This window comes from Syntrophomonas sp. UBA1041, from assembly GCF_002316705.1.
Taxonomy (GTDB): Bacteria; Bacillota; Syntrophomonadia; order Syntrophomonadales; family Syntrophomonadaceae; genus DTU019.
This window is the reverse complement of the sequence record NZ_DCEA01000063.1, coordinates 52,423-67,815: the sequence shown is the minus strand read 5'-3', so window position 1 is coordinate 67,815 and position 15,393 is coordinate 52,423. Positions and strand designations below refer to the sequence as shown.

17 protein-coding genes are annotated in these 15,393 nt (G+C 49.9%); 1 reads left to right on the top strand and 16 read right to left on the bottom strand.

The genetic code is table 11. The annotated features are described in order from the left end of the window. From nusA to B2633_RS09210, 8 genes are all read right to left on the bottom strand, one after another. On the bottom strand, positions 1-1,095 hold a 1,095-nt coding region (gene nusA, locus B2633_RS09245; protein ID WP_483170322.1), incomplete at its 3' end, for a transcription termination factor NusA. A gap of 32 nt (positions 1,096-1,127) precedes the next feature. After that, on the bottom strand, positions 1,128-1,589 hold the full coding sequence (locus tag B2633_RS09240) for a ribosome maturation factor RimP (RefSeq protein ID WP_483170321.1): 462 nt from the start codon (positions 1,587-1,589) through the stop codon (positions 1,128-1,130). Positions 1,590-1,776: 187 nt separating this feature from the next. After that, positions 1,777-1,989 carry a dodecin family protein gene (locus B2633_RS09235; protein WP_483170320.1) on the bottom strand — a complete coding sequence of 71 codons (213 nt, stop codon included), beginning with the start codon at positions 1,987-1,989 and terminating at the stop codon, positions 1,777-1,779. A 25-nt stretch (positions 1,990-2,014) separates the two neighbouring features. Then, positions 2,015-2,173: a hypothetical protein gene (locus tag B2633_RS09230; RefSeq protein ID WP_483170319.1), complete on the bottom strand. Its 159-nt coding sequence runs from the start codon at positions 2,171-2,173 to the stop codon at positions 2,015-2,017. 79 nt (positions 2,174-2,252) lie between these two features. Continuing rightward, positions 2,253-3,023, bottom strand: coding sequence for a SigB/SigF/SigG family RNA polymerase sigma factor (locus B2633_RS09225; RefSeq protein ID WP_483170318.1), 771 nt, complete (start codon positions 3,021-3,023; stop codon positions 2,253-2,255). Beyond that, positions 3,023-3,466: an anti-sigma F factor gene (gene spoIIAB / locus B2633_RS09220; RefSeq protein ID WP_483170317.1), complete on the bottom strand. Its 444-nt coding sequence runs from the start codon at positions 3,464-3,466 to the stop codon at positions 3,023-3,025. Before spoIIAB ends, B2633_RS09225 begins: the two co-directional genes overlap by 1 nt. Next, positions 3,459-3,815 carry an STAS domain-containing protein gene (locus tag B2633_RS09215; RefSeq protein ID WP_483170316.1) on the bottom strand — a complete coding sequence of 119 codons (357 nt, stop codon included), beginning with the start codon at positions 3,813-3,815 and terminating at the stop codon, positions 3,459-3,461. The genes spoIIAB and B2633_RS09215 overlap by 8 nt, the downstream gene beginning before the upstream one ends. Before the next feature lie 240 nt (positions 3,816-4,055). Beyond that, complete coding sequence (locus B2633_RS09210) at positions 4,056-5,246, bottom strand: D-alanyl-D-alanine carboxypeptidase family protein (protein WP_483170315.1); 1,191 nt, start codon at positions 5,244-5,246, stop codon at positions 4,056-4,058. Positions 5,247-5,470: 224 nt separating this feature from the next. Between B2633_RS09210 and spoIIP the strand changes: the two genes are divergently transcribed. Beyond that, positions 5,471-6,634 carry a stage II sporulation protein P gene (gene spoIIP, locus B2633_RS09205; RefSeq protein ID WP_483170314.1) on the top strand — a complete coding sequence of 388 codons (1,164 nt, stop codon included), beginning with the start codon at positions 5,471-5,473 and terminating at the stop codon, positions 6,632-6,634. Here spoIIP and B2633_RS09200 read toward each other — a convergent pair. The 8 genes from B2633_RS09200 to xerD all read right to left on the bottom strand — a co-directional run bounded on the left by B2633_RS09200 (position 6,624) and on the right by xerD (position 15,087). Next, entirely contained in the window at positions 6,624-7,052 is a 429-nt protein-coding gene (locus B2633_RS09200) for a SoxR reducing system RseC family protein (protein ID WP_483170313.1), read from the bottom strand. The genes spoIIP and B2633_RS09200 overlap by 11 nt on opposite strands. Before the next feature lie 39 nt (positions 7,053-7,091). Further along, complete coding sequence (gene glpK, locus B2633_RS09195) at positions 7,092-8,591, bottom strand: glycerol kinase GlpK (protein WP_483170312.1); 1,500 nt, start codon at positions 8,589-8,591, stop codon at positions 7,092-7,094. Between the two features lie 13 nt (positions 8,592-8,604). Further along, complete coding sequence (locus B2633_RS09190) at positions 8,605-9,285, bottom strand: hypothetical protein (protein WP_483170311.1); 681 nt, start codon at positions 9,283-9,285, stop codon at positions 8,605-8,607. Between the two features lie 155 nt (positions 9,286-9,440). Further along, entirely contained in the window at positions 9,441-9,713 is a 273-nt protein-coding gene (locus B2633_RS09185) for a YlmC/YmxH family sporulation protein (protein WP_483170309.1), read from the bottom strand. 85 nt (positions 9,714-9,798) lie between these two features. Beyond that, entirely contained in the window at positions 9,799-11,466 is a 1,668-nt protein-coding gene (locus B2633_RS09180; protein WP_483170308.1) for a formate--tetrahydrofolate ligase, read from the bottom strand. A gap of 142 nt (positions 11,467-11,608) precedes the next feature. Further along, positions 11,609-12,916 (bottom strand): thymidine phosphorylase, encoded by a 1,308-nt coding sequence (locus B2633_RS09175; RefSeq protein WP_483170307.1) that lies wholly within the window; start codon positions 12,914-12,916, stop codon positions 11,609-11,611. A gap of 5 nt (positions 12,917-12,921) precedes the next feature. Continuing rightward, on the bottom strand, positions 12,922-14,100 hold the full coding sequence (locus B2633_RS09170) for a phosphopentomutase (protein WP_483170324.1): 1,179 nt from the start codon (positions 14,098-14,100) through the stop codon (positions 12,922-12,924). Between the two features lie 102 nt (positions 14,101-14,202). Then, positions 14,203-15,087 (bottom strand): site-specific tyrosine recombinase XerD, encoded by an 885-nt coding sequence (xerD, locus tag B2633_RS09165; protein WP_483170306.1) that lies wholly within the window; start codon positions 15,085-15,087, stop codon positions 14,203-14,205. Between the last annotated feature and the right edge of the window lie 306 nt (positions 15,088-15,393).

Here is a 15,393-nt window from a genome sequence, read left to right as displayed (position 1 = left end):
CTCATTTTCCGCAATTTCCAACAATCGGGCTTGTTCTTCTTCGAACGCAATCCGATCAATCTCGGCTGCCTGGCTTTCACTCTTAATATCAATCTTCCATCCAGTCAGCTTGGCAGCTAAACGTGCATTTTGCCCTTCTCTGCCAATCGCCAGCGAAAGCAGATTGTCTGGCACAATCACCATCGAGGACTTGCGGTCTTCAGCCAGACGTACTTCTGTAACTTTAGCAGGACTCAAAGCATTGGCAATCAAAATTCTGGGATCCGGATCCCAGGAAATAATATCGATTTTTTCGCCGCGGAGCTCTCTGACAATATTCTGAACGCGCGATCCTCGCGCGCCCACGCATGAACCGACCGGGTCCACGTTTTCTTCCCGGCTCCACACGGTAACCTTAGACCGTGCGCCTGCTTCACGCGCGATCGACTTAATTTCAACGATACCATCATGAATTTCCGGAACTTCCAGCTCAAACAGGCGTTTCAAAAGCCCGGGATGGGTTCGGGAAACAAAGATCTGTGGACCTTTGGTCGTCTTTCTGACTTCCACAATATAGACTTTCAGCCGTAACCCCTGTTCATAATGCTCGCCGGTGACCTGCTCATTCTGTGTCAGAATAGCGTCCGCTTTGCCTAAATCCAGCAGAACATTGCGCTGTTCAAAGCGCTGCACAATACCAGTAACAATGTCGCCCTCACGGTTGACATATTCTTCGTAAATCAGAATTCTTTCTGCTTCTCTAATACGCTGCACAACCACTTGCTTAGCGGTTTGAGCGGCGATCCGACCAAACTCGCGGGGCTGAATTTCCTGTTCAGCAACATCGCCAACACTGTAGTGCGGGTCCAATTTTTGCGCTTCTTCTAAAGAACATTGTGTTTGGGGATCCTCGACTTCCCCAACAATATTCTTGTAGCCATAAACATGCATCGCGCCAGTGTCAGGCTCCATCTGAACCCGAATATTGCTGACATCTTTCTGGTCTTTCTTATATGCTGAAACAAGAGCTGATTCAATGGCTTCAATTAGTATATGCCGTGGAATTCCCTTTTCTTTCTCAACTTGTTGAAGAGCAGCCATAAACTCTTCATTCATGCCGGTACCTCCTCTGCCAACAATGGCGCCTCTCAAAAATCAAAATCGGGTTTAAGTTTGGCTTGCGTAACTAATATGCGCGGGATAACCTGCTGGACTCCATCTATGACAACAACAAGATCCTGATTTTCCAGTCCAGCGAGCCGACCTTTGATGACTCGTTTTCCCTCCAAGACTTCTTTAAGCCTTATTTCTACCTCTGAGCCGGCAAAGCGAGTGAAGTCGCTATCTTTCCGCAATGGACGTTCCGGACCAGGGGAGGAAACCTCTAGATAATAACGTTCCTTGATCGGATCAATTACATCCAACTCATTACCAAAAAGTTCACTGAATTTCTCACAGTCTGTCAGACCGACGCCGCCAGGTTTGTCGATCGATACTCGGAGAATGCGATCCGAACCGGATCTGACCATTTCAATGTCGACCAGTTCCAAGCCTTGCTGCTCAGCAATCTTACTGGCGATTGGCTCCAGAGCGTCGAAAAGTTTGGGCATTGTTTTCCTCCTCAAGGTCTACGGGTACAAATATCCCACAAGACGAAAGAGTGGGCACGCCCACTCTTTACTAAACAACCCGCTCATAGTATAACATACATTTCTTTTCCTGACAAGGCTACCGCGGCTTGTGTTGTCAGCGAATGGCTGCAGCCTGGTTCCTGAGGTTCCTAAGTTGCGTAGTCGTTCACCGTTCTGTTCCCTTCACGGCAAATGCCACTTGTACATTAGCTTTATATTCGGTCAGGTCGCCATCTTGTACACCAGCGGTCATGTTCAGCACTTCTACCCCGGTGATGTTATCTACCGTGCTGGAAGCTGACTTAACCGCATTCTTGACAGCATCTTCCCAACTTGCATTGGATTCTCCCAACAACTCAATAATCTTTACAACGGTCACTCTCGAATAGACCTCCTCAACGACATTATTCCACGCACAAAGAAACGTTAGTGACCAGGCGGGCGCGATCCGAAGGAATGGCATCCGGCCTGGCCAAAAGCCAGACTGCCAGCGCCAGTAAAACAGCGATAGCTGTCAGGATAATCCACCGCTTCTTTAAGAAATCCCATAGCAGCACTGTCACCTGCTCAACCGTCCTTTTGCTGTGTTCTTGTTTCTATTATGCGTCTGGACCGATTGTATCATGCAAGCGACCGCGACTCTTATTCCCGCAAAAATTCGTTCAATAGTTGCAGGGCACGCTTTTCAATACGGCAGACTTGTACTTGCGATGTCCCAATGTCTGCGGCAATCTCAGTCTGCGTTTTTTCCTCGAAGTATCTAAGATGCAACACCTTTCGAAATTTCTCGGGGAGTTCTGCCAACGCCTCCTGCAAAGCGTAATGCTCCAGCCAGTTGCCTTCTTCCTGAGACGGTATTCGTTCCTCCAGCAGCATCGGATCGCCTTCGTTTTCATGCAATGCCAGACTGAGCGACTGCACTGGCTGGGAGGCTTCCAGGGCCGTAGCGACTTCATCGACTGTTACACCCATGGCAGATGCGATTTCCGGCACAGTGGGATCCCTACCCAGCTGTTGTGCCAGATTAGCCGCGCTATGCTGGACTTTGCCGGCGCATTCTTTCAGAGAGCGGCCCAACTTAATAGCGCCGTCCTCGCGCAAGAACTGTCTAATTTCACCGATAATCAGCGGAACGGCATATGTCGAAAACCTGACCCCCAAATTCAAGTCAAATCGATCCACCGCTTTTAGCAAACCGACGCACCCAATTTGAAACAGATCATCCGGCTCGGCGCGTCCACCAAAACGCCCAATGATGCTCATCACAAGCTTGAGGTTGCTTTCAATCAGCGTCTGGCGGGAAGCTGCGTCGCCATTTTGAGCTTTCTCGATCAGATCATGAACGCTGTCATCATCCAAGAGCGGCACGGCTGGCAAATTGATGGCGGCTCGTTCGACATAATTGGAATTCATCAGGCAGTCCCCGTTTCCGGGCGCACTGTTTCAGGATGTTTGGTCATGGTCACGGAAGTGCCCTCTCCTAATGAGGATTCCACATGCAGTGAATCCATGAAGGCCTCCATAAATGTAAACCCCAAGCCATATCTGCCGGGTCTGGTAGTATATTGCACTGCTTTGGCGGCCGCAATGTCCTCGATTCCTTTGCCTTGATCAATAATCTTAACGGTCAGGACGCCGCCTTTAATGTCAGCTTCCAAGGTAACAACGCCTTGAGCGTTTTCGTAACCATGAATAATTGCATTGGAAACAGCTTCCGAAGTGGCGGTGCGTATTTCGTCCAGCTCCGGAAGAGTAAAATCCAACTGCGATGCGAACGCCGAAACGAGGGCCCGGGAGAAACCGACGTTTTCCGGAAGACTCGGAAATTCGACTTTGATATAATTGCTCTCAGCCATTTGTCACACCCCTTTGCTGTAAATCAGCAGGATTCCAATTATCGCAGATGCCGACCAGTTTGGATAATCCGGATAGTTCCATCACGCGGCGGGCCTGAGGACTTGGATTGGCGATAAAGAGTTTGCCGCCACGCTCTTCCAGTTTGCGGTATCTGCCGAGCAGGACGGCCAAACCGGAACTATCGATAAATGGAACCGCGTCACAGATCAGATAGACGTCCCGGATGGTTTCATATTGATCGAGTTTCTCGTCAATCGACGCACGCAGCTGATCAGCATTCGCCATGTCCAGCTCTCCCTGAATGCGCGCGACAATTGCTGTGCCAATTTTTTCCGCGTTGATGATCATGCAGCGCCCTCCCAGTGCATATTATAAGGTAATTTGCATACTACAAGGTAATTACTTTCGGCGCTGCCATTTTCTTTCCTGCCCTTCTGCAAAAGCCGCTTCATTTTGCTAAGTTCAGTTAATTTCAATAAAACAGCCGGTGTTTTTCGGCATAATACCGCAAACACCGGCTTGTCAGTTCCAAGCATATTAATGCATGCTGTGTCCGCTTTCGGATCATGGCTTTTCAGGACAGGACCTTTAGTCCTTGGCAAACAATGTTTTTAATGACTGTCTACTGACTTGTGCGAAAAACTGAAACCCATTGGTCCTGCCGACATCCGTGGTCGCGAGCAGTTCAATTTCCTGGACCGGCTCCCCGTTTAAATGTACTGTCATAGTACCCAACTTTTGCCCCTTTTGAATCGGAGCCTTTAGTTTTGATCCCAAATTAACTGTTTTTGATATTTCAGGCTGTACTCCTCTTCTGTTCGGCAAATAATAGTCGCTTGACGCCGCAGCTGAAATGGTATCTTCCGTTCCCCTGACTACAGGCAGTTTGGCCAGCTCTTCTCCTCCGGATACCACTTTGATAGCTTCCAGACGACCGAAGCCAAAATTCAGCAACCGACTGACTTCTTTGGCCCGGATATCATTAGTCGCCGCCTTCATGACCACCACAATCAGTCGCACATTGTTCCTTTTGGCAGTGGCCGCCAGGCAAAAGCCGGCTTCATTAGTAAAACCGGTTTTCAAACCATCGCAGCCTTGATAAAACCGCACCAGTTTATTAGTGTTTCTCAAAAACGACGCGCCGTTACGCAAATAGTCGATCCATGTGCCTGTCCATTTCAGAATCTCAGAATGCCGAATTAGCTCCCGCGACATGAACGCAACGTCACGCGCAGAAGTTATATTACCCGGTGACGATGGATCATCCTCCGATAAGCCGGTGCAGTTGACAAACTTGGTAGTTTTCATGCCTAATTCCCGAGCCCGTTCATTCATGCGAGCTACAAAAGCATCATGCGATCCTGACAAACGCTCTGCCAAAGCGTAGCTGGCGTCATTCGCCGAAACAATGGCAATGGCTTTGATTAAATCGGCCACCTTCATCTCTTCCCCGGGTTCCAGCCAAATTTGGGAACCGCCCATGGCCGCGGCTTCCGGAGAAACGACAATAGTTTCATCAAGTCGCAGGGCACCTTTTTCGATTTCTTCCATGATCAGCAGCAATGTCATTACTTTGGTGACACTAGCCGGTGACAATGGCACATCGGCTTCCTGCTCATAGAGTACTGCACCCGTAATCGGTTCTAAAAGAATCGCCGAGCGCGCTTCAATTTTCAGTGTTGAATCGGGTTCTGCCGCCATTGCGTTGGCATTTGTCATAGATGAAAATGTTAGCAGGGCAGCAACCAAAAAGATGATCAGCAATCCATGCTTGATCACGCCTATTCCTCCTTTAATGGCGCCACATGTACCCAATGATATGATACGTTCTACCTTTTTCATCGTCCCCTAATAGCCCGGTGATTATGCGAACCATCCGGCGGCCTTACTGCATAACGGACAGCTTAAGTATGGTTCTATCGCTGTGGTCGCCGGCGTAAGATATCATAACTCAGAACTCGTCCGGGCAGGTGATCTCAATTTTGTTGCCGAAAAAATCCCCTTTGCTGACAGTACTGGTTCCATTGTTTGTCCTGTTGTTTGTGACAACAGCCTGCGCTGTTATGTTACTGCTGAATAACGAGGCTGCCGACCATGATGCCCGCGGAATGCTGGCCATTAACAGTACCAGATACCTGCAAAAGCCAGCTGAGTTACTGCGCCGCTTTTTGGGGATGGAAGCCAATATTACCAAGGAAATATTGCATGCTGGTATTCCGGGGTTATCAAGCAGACTGACGGAAGAGGATCGTCCTCCGTCCAAACTGGCGACCTTGTCTACTGTGTGGTTTGAACTCTCTTCCGGAGTTGACAGCAATACGCCAGTAACATTCCTGGCTGCCCAGCTGCCAATGTTTGGGGAAATGTTGCCAGCTATCGCCAGCCAGATCGATTCCGCGAAAAAAAATGCAGGATCCACGTCAGTAGCTGTAACGGCGCCATCCTCAATCACAGCGGTTACTGCATTTTCTGAGCAATCACAACCACAACAACAACAGCCGCAGACCTTACCGGCCGCGGCTGTAGAAGACACAAAGCCTGCTTTGAGGATGGACGAACCTTTGATTCTCGTCCTGCACACCCATACCTCGGAATGCTATCTGCCAACCAGTGGCGAAACGCATTTATTCAACGGAAAGGGCGATATCGTCAAGGTTGGTAATAGACTGGTCGACATTCTCAACAGCAAATACCAGATTCCTACCATACACTGTGATCAGATCCATGATCAGTATCCATGGCATGAGGCATACCAGCGTTCACAGGTTACATTACAGGAATACCTTGCCAAATACCCGTCCATCAAAATTGTTATTGACGTACATCGTGACGGAACGCCAGGTTTGGAGCACTCCACTGTGATCGAAGGTGAACGGACCGCCCGCGTAATGCTGGTCATCGGGACCAATCGCATGGGGCTGGAACACCCTAACTGGGAGAAAAACCTGGCCTTTGCCGAAAAGGTAAAAGCTGAGACAGATCGTTTATATCCTGGTCTGTCCCTCGGTATTATTAAGGCCGATGCGCGCTACAATCAGCATCTCAGCAATCAAGCAATGATCGCCGAAATGGGCGGAGAAAACTGTACCCTGGAAGAAGCGCTGCATGCGGCAGACTACTTCGCCAATGTTATCTCCAATATCGTCAAACAGGAGTCTAGTCCCTGACATAGCCGGTAACCCAGGCTTCGTACTCTCCCCGCGCTGAAGCGCGGCGATCATAATAACGCAGAAAAACATAGGATAAGACAAGCAGTCCGAATCCCCCGATAATGGCCGGCAAAGCTGTCTGCGCCTCCGGATTGATCATGCGGGTTAAATAGTGGCCTGCCGCAATGCCAATCACGAAAAATATCAGAGGAACCATATAACCGAAAAATGCTGCTTTCATTACATGATCGGTCCGCATTTCCAGGATCACTTGCTCACCTGCTTTAGCACCGATCACATTATTGGCTTTGACAACCACATCAGAGCCGGTTACGCCCAACCCACAGGCACCGCAGCGATTACAGCTGACGTGGCGCGTGGTCTTCACCTGAGCAAACTGTCCTTCGGTTGTCACGATAATTCCGATTGTCTCCATTGCTGCCTCCTGAAACTCAAACGCTCACTCTGATATGCCTCATATGCCCCAGGACGATTGCGATGATAATACCCTGGCAACGGCCGCGTGCCAGTCAGCATAAAGTTTCTCCCGTTCGTGCGAATTCATGCGGGGAGAAAAAATCCTGTCGGAATGCCATCCTGCCACGATATCCTTATAATCTTTAAAAACTCCGGCACCCATCCCAGCCATGAAAGCGGCACCTTGGGCAGTGGTTTCCACAAGCGCGGGACGTTCGACGACAATATCAAGAATATCAGCTTGGAACTGCATCAGGAAATTATTGGCGGAAGCGCCTCCATCCACTCGCAGATGTTTGAGAGGCACTCCGGAATCCGCAACCATCACATCAAAGACATCTCTGGATTGATAGGCAATCGCCTCCAGAGCGGAACGAATAATATGTCGGTAATCGGTGCCTTGTGTAATCCCAACAATAGTTCCTCTGGCATCCGCGTCCCAGTAGGGAGCGCCCAGGCCCACAAAGGCGGGAACAAAATAGACGCCGCCGGAATCGGGTACTTCTTTGGCGATGAATTCCGAATCCGCCGCACTGGTGATAATCCGCAGACCATCCCGCAGCCACTTGATTGCCGCGCCAGCGGTGAAAACACTGCCTTCCAGCGCATAAGTAAGTTTGCCGTTTCGGCCCCATGCGACTGTGCTCAGCAGTTTAGACGAAGCGACCGGCTTTTCTCCGGTATTCATCAGGATAAAACAACCTGTGCCATAAGTGTTTTTGGCAGTGCCAGGCTCAAAGCAATTCTGCCCAAATAAAGCCGCCTGCTGATCACCGGCTACGCCGCAAATCGGAATTCCGGCAGGAATAGCCCCGTTTTGAACGGTCTTGCCGAAACATCCGATCGAATCCCGCAGCTCCGGCAAAACGCTTTTCGGAATGCGTAAACACTTGAGTAAGCCGTCGTCCCACTCGCCCCGCAAATTCATCAGCATGGTACGCGAAGCGTTGGAATAGTCGGTGGCGTGCACTTGCCCTCCGGTTAGTTTCCAAATAAGCCAGGAATCCACCGTGCCAAATAAAGCTTTCCCTTGGTTGGCATCGCTGCGGGCAGTGTCATTGTGGTCCAAAATCCATTGCAGCTTAGTTCCGGAAAAATAGGGGTCGATAATCAGGCCTGTCCGCTGCGAGACATCATTAGCCAAACCCATTTTTTTCAACTGCTCGCAGATCGGGGTTGTGCGCCGGCATTGCCAGACAATGGCACGACAATAAGGTTTTCCGGTATCCTTATTCCAAAGCAGCGTCGTTTCGCGCTGATTAGTGATACCCAAAGCGATAATCTGTCGTGCTTCGATGCCCGCCTCCGCGATCGTGTCAGCAATTGCCACCGTAACGCTGCGCCAGATCTCTTCCGGATCATGTTCCACCCAGCCAGGTTCGGGATAATACTGCTTAATTTCCTGATAGGATCTGGCAATCATTTTACAGGAAGTATCAAAAAGGATCACTGTAGTACCGGTCGTTCCCTGATCAATGGCCAAGATATAAGAATCCATCAAAGCTCACCTCTCAGGATTTCTGATCTGAATTACCTGTATCGGAATTTACCTGATCGCTCTCGATTTTTTGCTGTTTATTGGAGCGCTGTTTGCTTTTAGAAGCTTCTTTAAGACATTCCCGTAACAGATCGCGCACGCGCCCCTTGTGCTGTCCGGCAACTATTTCGGTAAAAGCAAATTGCGTCTTGAGCAGCAGAATATCTCCGTCCCATTGGTAACCGCTGAATTTGGTCCAAGGTTGAAAGCCCACCTTGGCTTCTGTGATTACCTCGCCTTTGCGGCTGGTGTTGTAGTAAAGCCAGCCAAAAGAGGTGATGCCTTCCGGGTAAATGGTATACTTGTTTGGAGATAAAATTACGGCGAGTACATAGAAGACGACTCCTGGAATCAGGGAGGCCACCATCGTGAGACTCGACCAGATACTTCCTTCTTTGCCGCCAAACAATGCCGACAAAACCACGAAAATAGCCAGAAACAGCAGGAAGCTCAGCAAATATGAGCGGCTTTTACCCTTGAGGTAGGCACGCCATTCCCGGCCGGTCGGGCGCCATTCGAAAAGAGGGGTGCTGGCTTTGGAGCGGGCCCTCAGCCTGCCAAAGGTATTGATCAAAAAGGATAAAATGGAGAACATAGTAAAGAGCATTAAATTGGTAAACAGCAGCGCTTGTATGACGCCGACAACATTGTTCATGAATTCCCCTCGCTTCGCAATTTAGTTCAACTAAATTCATTCAACCTTCAGCGTTACTTTCCCTCCAAAAATGCAAAAAAAGCCGCGGGCGCAGTCTGAGCTGAACTCAAACTCGCCTGCGGCTCAAACTACCAGTCGAAATGCTGCAAACTACTTCATATCAGATTGCCTTTATGTTGCTCCAGATTACCGTTGAGAGCTTCGACCAGGATGACATCAATACCGATCTTGATGATTCTCTCCCAGGGTATCACCATGTCTTCACTGCGTGTGAAAATTCGAATCAGCTTTGAAGGTCCAGGTACGACTACCGCCATTATTTGGCCGGTAGACATATCGATCTCAAAATCATTGATCAGGCCGAGCCTGCGCCCGTCACTGACATTTACCACTTCACGCGACCGCAGTTCAGAAGAACGTACCAGCAAGCTGAAGCCTCCCTCCGCAGCAGGACTCTGATTAATTGTATTCCAAATCTTCCTCAGTAGAACGCTAAGACAACCCGGAAAAGCGTTAGGACAACCCGGACACGAGTCCTTCTCCGTTAATATCCATTTGCGCAGCCGCAGGTTCTTTGGGCAGCCCAGGCAGGGTCATGATGTTACCAGCCAAGGCCACAACAAATCCCGCTCCGGCTGATACTTTTAATTCCCGCACTTTGAGTGTCCAGCCTGTCGGAGCACCTGACAGCGCCGGATTGTCGGACAGGGAATACTGGGTTTTTGCTACGCAGACCGGTAGGTGGCCATAGCCCATGGCGTCAATCTTCTCCAACTGCGTCTCCGCCAGCGGCAATAACTCGACCCCCACTCCGCCATAAAGGCGCTTCGCCAGCGTATCCAAACGTCCACTGATGGTTTCACCACCTGAAAACAGCGGGGCAAAATGACTCTCCTTTTCGCAGGCGGTCAGAACTTTCTCTGCTAAATCAAGTCCGCCCTGTCCGCCTTGTGCGACCACTTCCGACACGGCGCTTAGAACACCCAAGCGATTGCATTCTGCAATAATGGCGTCCAATTCCTGCACACTATCGTCGGAAAAACGGTTAATTGCCACCACCGCCGGCACCCCGAAAGCCTTTAAATTATCAAGATGTTTGCGCATATTGGCAAAGCCTCTCTCCAGAGAGTCCAAATTCACGGCGGATAGATTTTTGCGGGATGCGCCACCCTGCAGCTTCAGTGCCCGCACCGATACTACCAGAACCGCCGCCGCAGGCCTAATATTGCCTAACGGGCAAACTATATCAAAAAACTTCTCTGCTCCCAGTTCGGAGGCAAATCCGCCTTCGGTGATTACATAGTCGCTCAGCTTAAGTGCCGTCTTGGTGGCGATGACGGAATTATTGCCGTGAGCAATATTGGCAAAGGGACCGCCATGGATAAAGGCGGGTTGCCCTTCCAGTGTCTGTACCAGATTAGGCTTCAGAGCATCCTTGAGCAGGATGGCCATTGCACCGGCGGCATTTAAGTCACCGGCTGTCACGGGCAGCCCTTTTTTGTTATGAGCGGCGATCATACGACCAAGGCGAAGCTTTAGATCAGCAATACTGCGGCTCAGACATAGCACCGCCATTACTTCGGAAGCGGCTGTGATCTCAAATCCGGATTCCGTCAAAATGCCATTAGTGCGCCCGCCAAGGCCGGTAACGATCTGCCGTAGTTGGCGATCATTGACATCAATGGCGCGTTTCCAGACAATACGGCGTTCATCAATGTCGGACTGATTGCCGGCGGCAATGTGATTATCAATCATGGCCGCCAGCAGATTGTTGGCCATGCCGACCGCATGAATATCGCCAGTAAAATGCAGGTTAATATCCTCCATCGGAACCACCTGAGAATAGCCGCCGCCAGCAGCGCCACCTTTCATACCAAACGTCGGGCCCAGTGACGGCTCGCGCAGACAACACATCACTTTTTTCCCAAGCTTACCTAATGCCTGGGTCAAACCAACTACCGTAGTGGTCTTGCCCTCGCCCGCCGCAGTAGGCGTCATCGCAGTCACGAAAATCAGTTTGCCATCCGGTTTTGAGCGTAGCCGATCCGCTAAGCCCAAATTCACCTTGGCCTTGTATTTCCCGTAAAGGTCAAGATAGTCGGCGTCAATTTCTACTTTGGAGGCAATTTCCTCAATGTGCTGCATTTTGGCTTCTTGTGAAATCTGAATGTCGCTCTTCATCGTGCACCTCCGGCATGATTTATTATTAGAAACAAAAACCAACCTAAATTCCTCACTTCTTTTCTTTTGTCCCTTTCCCTTCATATTATAATTAATGTTTTTTCGCATCCAATAGAAAAACCGCCCCGTAGGGCGGTCTGCGTTATTCAACGGTGCCGAGAATCAGGGGCGGTTCAGCCACATCGGGTTCCTGCGTGACTTGGAATGCTTCCAAAACACGGGCACGAGCCGCTTCCAATCTGGCATCGCTATTATAATGCAAAGTAGCCAATGAATCGCCTCGATTAACCTTCTGACCAGCTTTTTTGTTGATTACAATCCCAACAGCATAATCGATGGCGTCTTCCTTGCGCTCCCTCCCGGAACCCAAAGCCATACCGGAAAGGCCCAGCGCAAGACTATCAATGGCCTTTACTGTGCCGGAGACAGGTGCCAGAACTTCTTCCAGGCGAGCCGCACTCGGCAACCATTCCGGATGATCAATCACCTTCACATCTCCGCCCTGCTCCTGCACAAGCAGGCGCAGCTTTTCAAAAGCCGTTCCGCTATTCAGTGTCTTTTCCAGTAATAATCGTGCCTCAGCAGGTTCGTGACAGATTCCGCCCAGGACAGCCATTTTCGAGCCCAGTACCAGACATAATTCCCGCAAATCCTCCGGTCCACCGCCAGTAAGAGTCTCAATTGCTTCTCTTACTTCCAGCGCATTGCCAATCGCTCTGCCGAGCGGCTGATCCATGCTGCTAATAATGGCTGCGGTCTTGCGGCCAAATGAATTACCGATATGAACCATGGCTTCGGCAAGGTTCCGGGCTTCAGGTAGTGTACCCATAAAAGCGCCTCGCCCGCATTTAACATCGAGCACAATGGCATCTGCCCCGGCAGCAATCTTTTTGCTCATAATGCTGGCGGCAATCAGTCCGGTTTCTTCCACAGTGGCAGTTTCATCTCTCAAAGCATAAAGTTTCTTGTCGGCCGGTACAAGATTGCCAGTCTGCCCAACAACCGCCAGCCCGATTTTATCAACCTGCCTGACGAAACGGGCGCGATCCATTTCCACAGTCATTCCGGGAATGGACTCTAGTTTATCAAGCGTTCCGCCGGTATGCCCCAAACCTCGCCCCGACATTTTGGCAAATGGCAAGCCAATCGCGGCAATCATAGGGCCGAGGACCAGTGTGGTTTTATCACCAACGCCGCCGGTGCTATGTTTATCAACTTTGATCCCTTTAATGGCACCTAAATCAATGCGGTCTCCGGACTCAACCATCGCTTTGGTGAGGGCCGCCATCTCGGCGCATGATAGTTTATTAAAATAGACCGCCATACACCATGCGGCGGCTTGCGCATCCGAAATACGACCGTCCACATAGCCATTAATAAAATCAACAATCTCTGCCGCAGTATGGGTCCGCCCCATTCTCTTGGCCAGGATAAATTCATATGCACGCATCCTAATCACCCCTTATGATGCTGAAACACATTGGCAAACGATTCGCCGACCGGCCATGGCCCGACACCAAACAATTCCATTATTGTAGCGGCAATATCGCCAAAGCTGTTTCTGGTGCCCAGGTTAACCCCAGGGACTCCAGAGCAATAGGCTAGTAGCGGCACATGTTCGCGCGAATGATCTGTGCTGGGAGTGGTCGGATCAACACCGTGATCGGCGGTGATGATCATTAAATCCCGTGGCGTTAAGGCTTGCCGGATTTTTAGCAACTCCGCATCCACTCGTTCCAAAGCTTGGGCAAATCCCCGATAATCATTGCGATGACCGTAAAGCATGTCAAAATCAATGCAATTCGCAAAAACCAAGCCCTTAAAATCCACCGCAGTACGTTCCAGAATAGCCTGTAAGGTCGCAGCGTTGTCGGTAGTATGATTCGACCCAGTCAGCCCTCTGTTGGCAAAGATGTCGTCGATTTTCCCAATCCCATATACTTCAAACCCGCGGGCACAAAGCCGATCAAGCATGGTTTCCGCGATAGGAGTTAATGAAAAGTCCTTGCGGCGCGCAGTGCGCGCGTAATTTCCGGAAGAGCCGGAAAACGGCCGTGCAATTACCCTTCCGACAGCATGTTCACCAGTCAGCAGCGCTCTCGCCATCGCACTGATTTTATAGAGTTCATCCACCGTGATAACATCTTCGTGGGCCGCGATCTGAAATACACTATCCGCTGAAGTGTAAACAATCGGTTTGCCAGTTTTGACATGCTCATCGCCTAGACGCATGATAATCTCTGTGCCAGAGGCGACCTCATTGCCAATGATCTCGCGGCCGATTACGCTAGTAAATTTGGCCAGTAAATCCTGTGGAAAACCTTTCGGATAAACCGGAAAAGGCTGATCCAGGATGAGCCCGGCAATTTCCCAATGTCCAGTAGTCGTATCCTTCCCGGGGGACCTCTCAGCCATGCGCCCATAGGACGCCACCGGGTTCGCCGCACAAGGCACCCCTTCAATGTCGCCTAAACAACCAAGGCCAAAGCTTTCCAGCACCGGCAAGTTTAAGCCGCCGACCACCCGAGCAGTATTTCGGATGGTATCGCTGCCGATATCGCCATAGTGCTGTGCATCCGGAAGCTCGCCGATACCTACGCCGTCAAGCACAATTAGAAAAACTCTATCAATCATCACCGTGTCGACCCCCTCAAATAGCACAAAGGGACGGTTCTTTTGTGTCCCTTGTGTTTTTGACTCCTTTGTGACACAAAAGAACCGTCCCTTTGTGTCACGTCAGGCGCGCGGGTGCGTTTGGTCGTAAACCTTGCGCAGCCTACTACGAGTTAAGTGCGTATAGATCTGTGTCGTGGAAATGTCAGCATGTCCCAGCATTTCCTGAACAGCCCGCAGGTCTGCCCCGTTTTCCAGTAAGTGTGTCGCAAACGAATGTCGTAAAGTATGCGGAGTAATGGTTTTCTCAGTACCCAGACTCTCGGCGTATTTTTTAATAATTTTCCAAAAACCTTGTCTGGTTAAACGCTTTCCATGGTGATTCAGAAAAATCGCTTCGCATCCAGCAGCAGAAACAAGCTCCGGCCTTCCGCGCTTCAGATAATCCTTTAAAACCCGGATGGCCACTGAGCCCAATGGCACAATGCGCTCCTTAGAACCTTTTCCGAGGCACTTTACATAGCCAAATTCGAGATCCACATCTTTGCAGTCCAGACCGGTTAATTCCGATACTCTCAAGCCAGTGGCATATAACATTTCCAGCATGGCCTTGTCGCGCAGACCGGCGACGGTTTTGAGATCTGGAATTGACAACAACTGAGATACTTCATTGGTTGTCAGCACCTGCGGCAATTTTTTCTGTTGCTTCGGAGATTCAAGATTAAGCGTTGGATCGCTGCTTAGCACATTTTCTCGCACGAGAAAATGAAAAAAGGATTTCAATGAAGCGAGATTGCGAGAAACTGACGCTGTGGCAAGCCCCTTTCCCTGAAGGTGCAAAAGGTAGGATATGATTGAGGTTTGAGTAACACTATTGATCGTCATTTTTTTGTTTGCCAAATAGGTAGCATAATTTTTGAGGTCCCTGCCATAAGACTGAATGGTGTTATCTGCCAGCCCTCTTTCCACCGCAAGATATGCAAGGAAATTTTGCAGCAAAGCTTGCATTCTTCCACTCCCTGTCGAACTTACCAAAGTTAAGTCATATTTCGCTGATGTGACGCCTTTTCCTTTTTTAAGTGCACGTTAATCTCTGGGAGTGAATCATAAAAAACAGGCCCAAACGGCCTGTCAGGTGGTCCAGCCTAATGAATAAGCCTTTTTAAAAGTGCAAACCCGACGCCGGCCAGTCCGCAGAATAGCAGGACTCTAAGCACCGGCCACACTTTCCTTTTGAGTCCAGGAAGAGAAATTACGATCAAATCAGTCCCCTCCCCGCTAAATTAATAATTGTTAAAACCTATTAGCAAAGTA

Coding starts and splice junctions, on each gene's coding strand:
- B2633_RS09175 (WP_483170307.1), bottom strand. CDS start 12,916: ATGCGTGCATATGAATTTATCCTGGCCAAGAGAATGGGGCGGACCCAT.
- B2633_RS09240 (WP_483170321.1), bottom strand. CDS start 1,589: ATGCCCAAACTTTTCGACGCTCTGGAGCCAATCGCCAGTAAGATTGCT.
- B2633_RS09190 (WP_483170311.1), bottom strand. CDS start 9,285: ATGAACAATGTTGTCGGCGTCATACAAGCGCTGCTGTTTACCAATTTA.
- B2633_RS09200 (WP_483170313.1), bottom strand. CDS start 7,052: ATGGAGACAATCGGAATTATCGTGACAACCGAAGGACAGTTTGCTCAG.
- xerD (WP_483170306.1), bottom strand. CDS start 15,087: ATGCAAGCTTTGCTGCAAAATTTCCTTGCATATCTTGCGGTGGAAAGA.
- spoIIAB (WP_483170317.1), bottom strand. CDS start 3,466: ATGGCTGAGAGCAATTATATCAAAGTCGAATTTCCGAGTCTTCCGGAA.
- glpK (WP_483170312.1), bottom strand. CDS start 8,591: ATGGATTCTTATATCTTGGCCATTGATCAGGGAACGACCGGTACTACA.
- B2633_RS09225 (WP_483170318.1), bottom strand. CDS start 3,023: ATGAATTCCAATTATGTCGAACGAGCCGCCATCAATTTGCCAGCCGTG.
- B2633_RS09215 (WP_483170316.1), bottom strand. CDS start 3,815: ATGATCATCAACGCGGAAAAAATTGGCACAGCAATTGTCGCGCGCATT.
- B2633_RS09180 (WP_483170308.1), bottom strand. CDS start 11,466: ATGAAGAGCGACATTCAGATTTCACAAGAAGCCAAAATGCAGCACATT.
- B2633_RS09170 (WP_483170324.1), bottom strand. CDS start 14,100: ATGATTGATAGAGTTTTTCTAATTGTGCTTGACGGCGTAGGTATCGGC.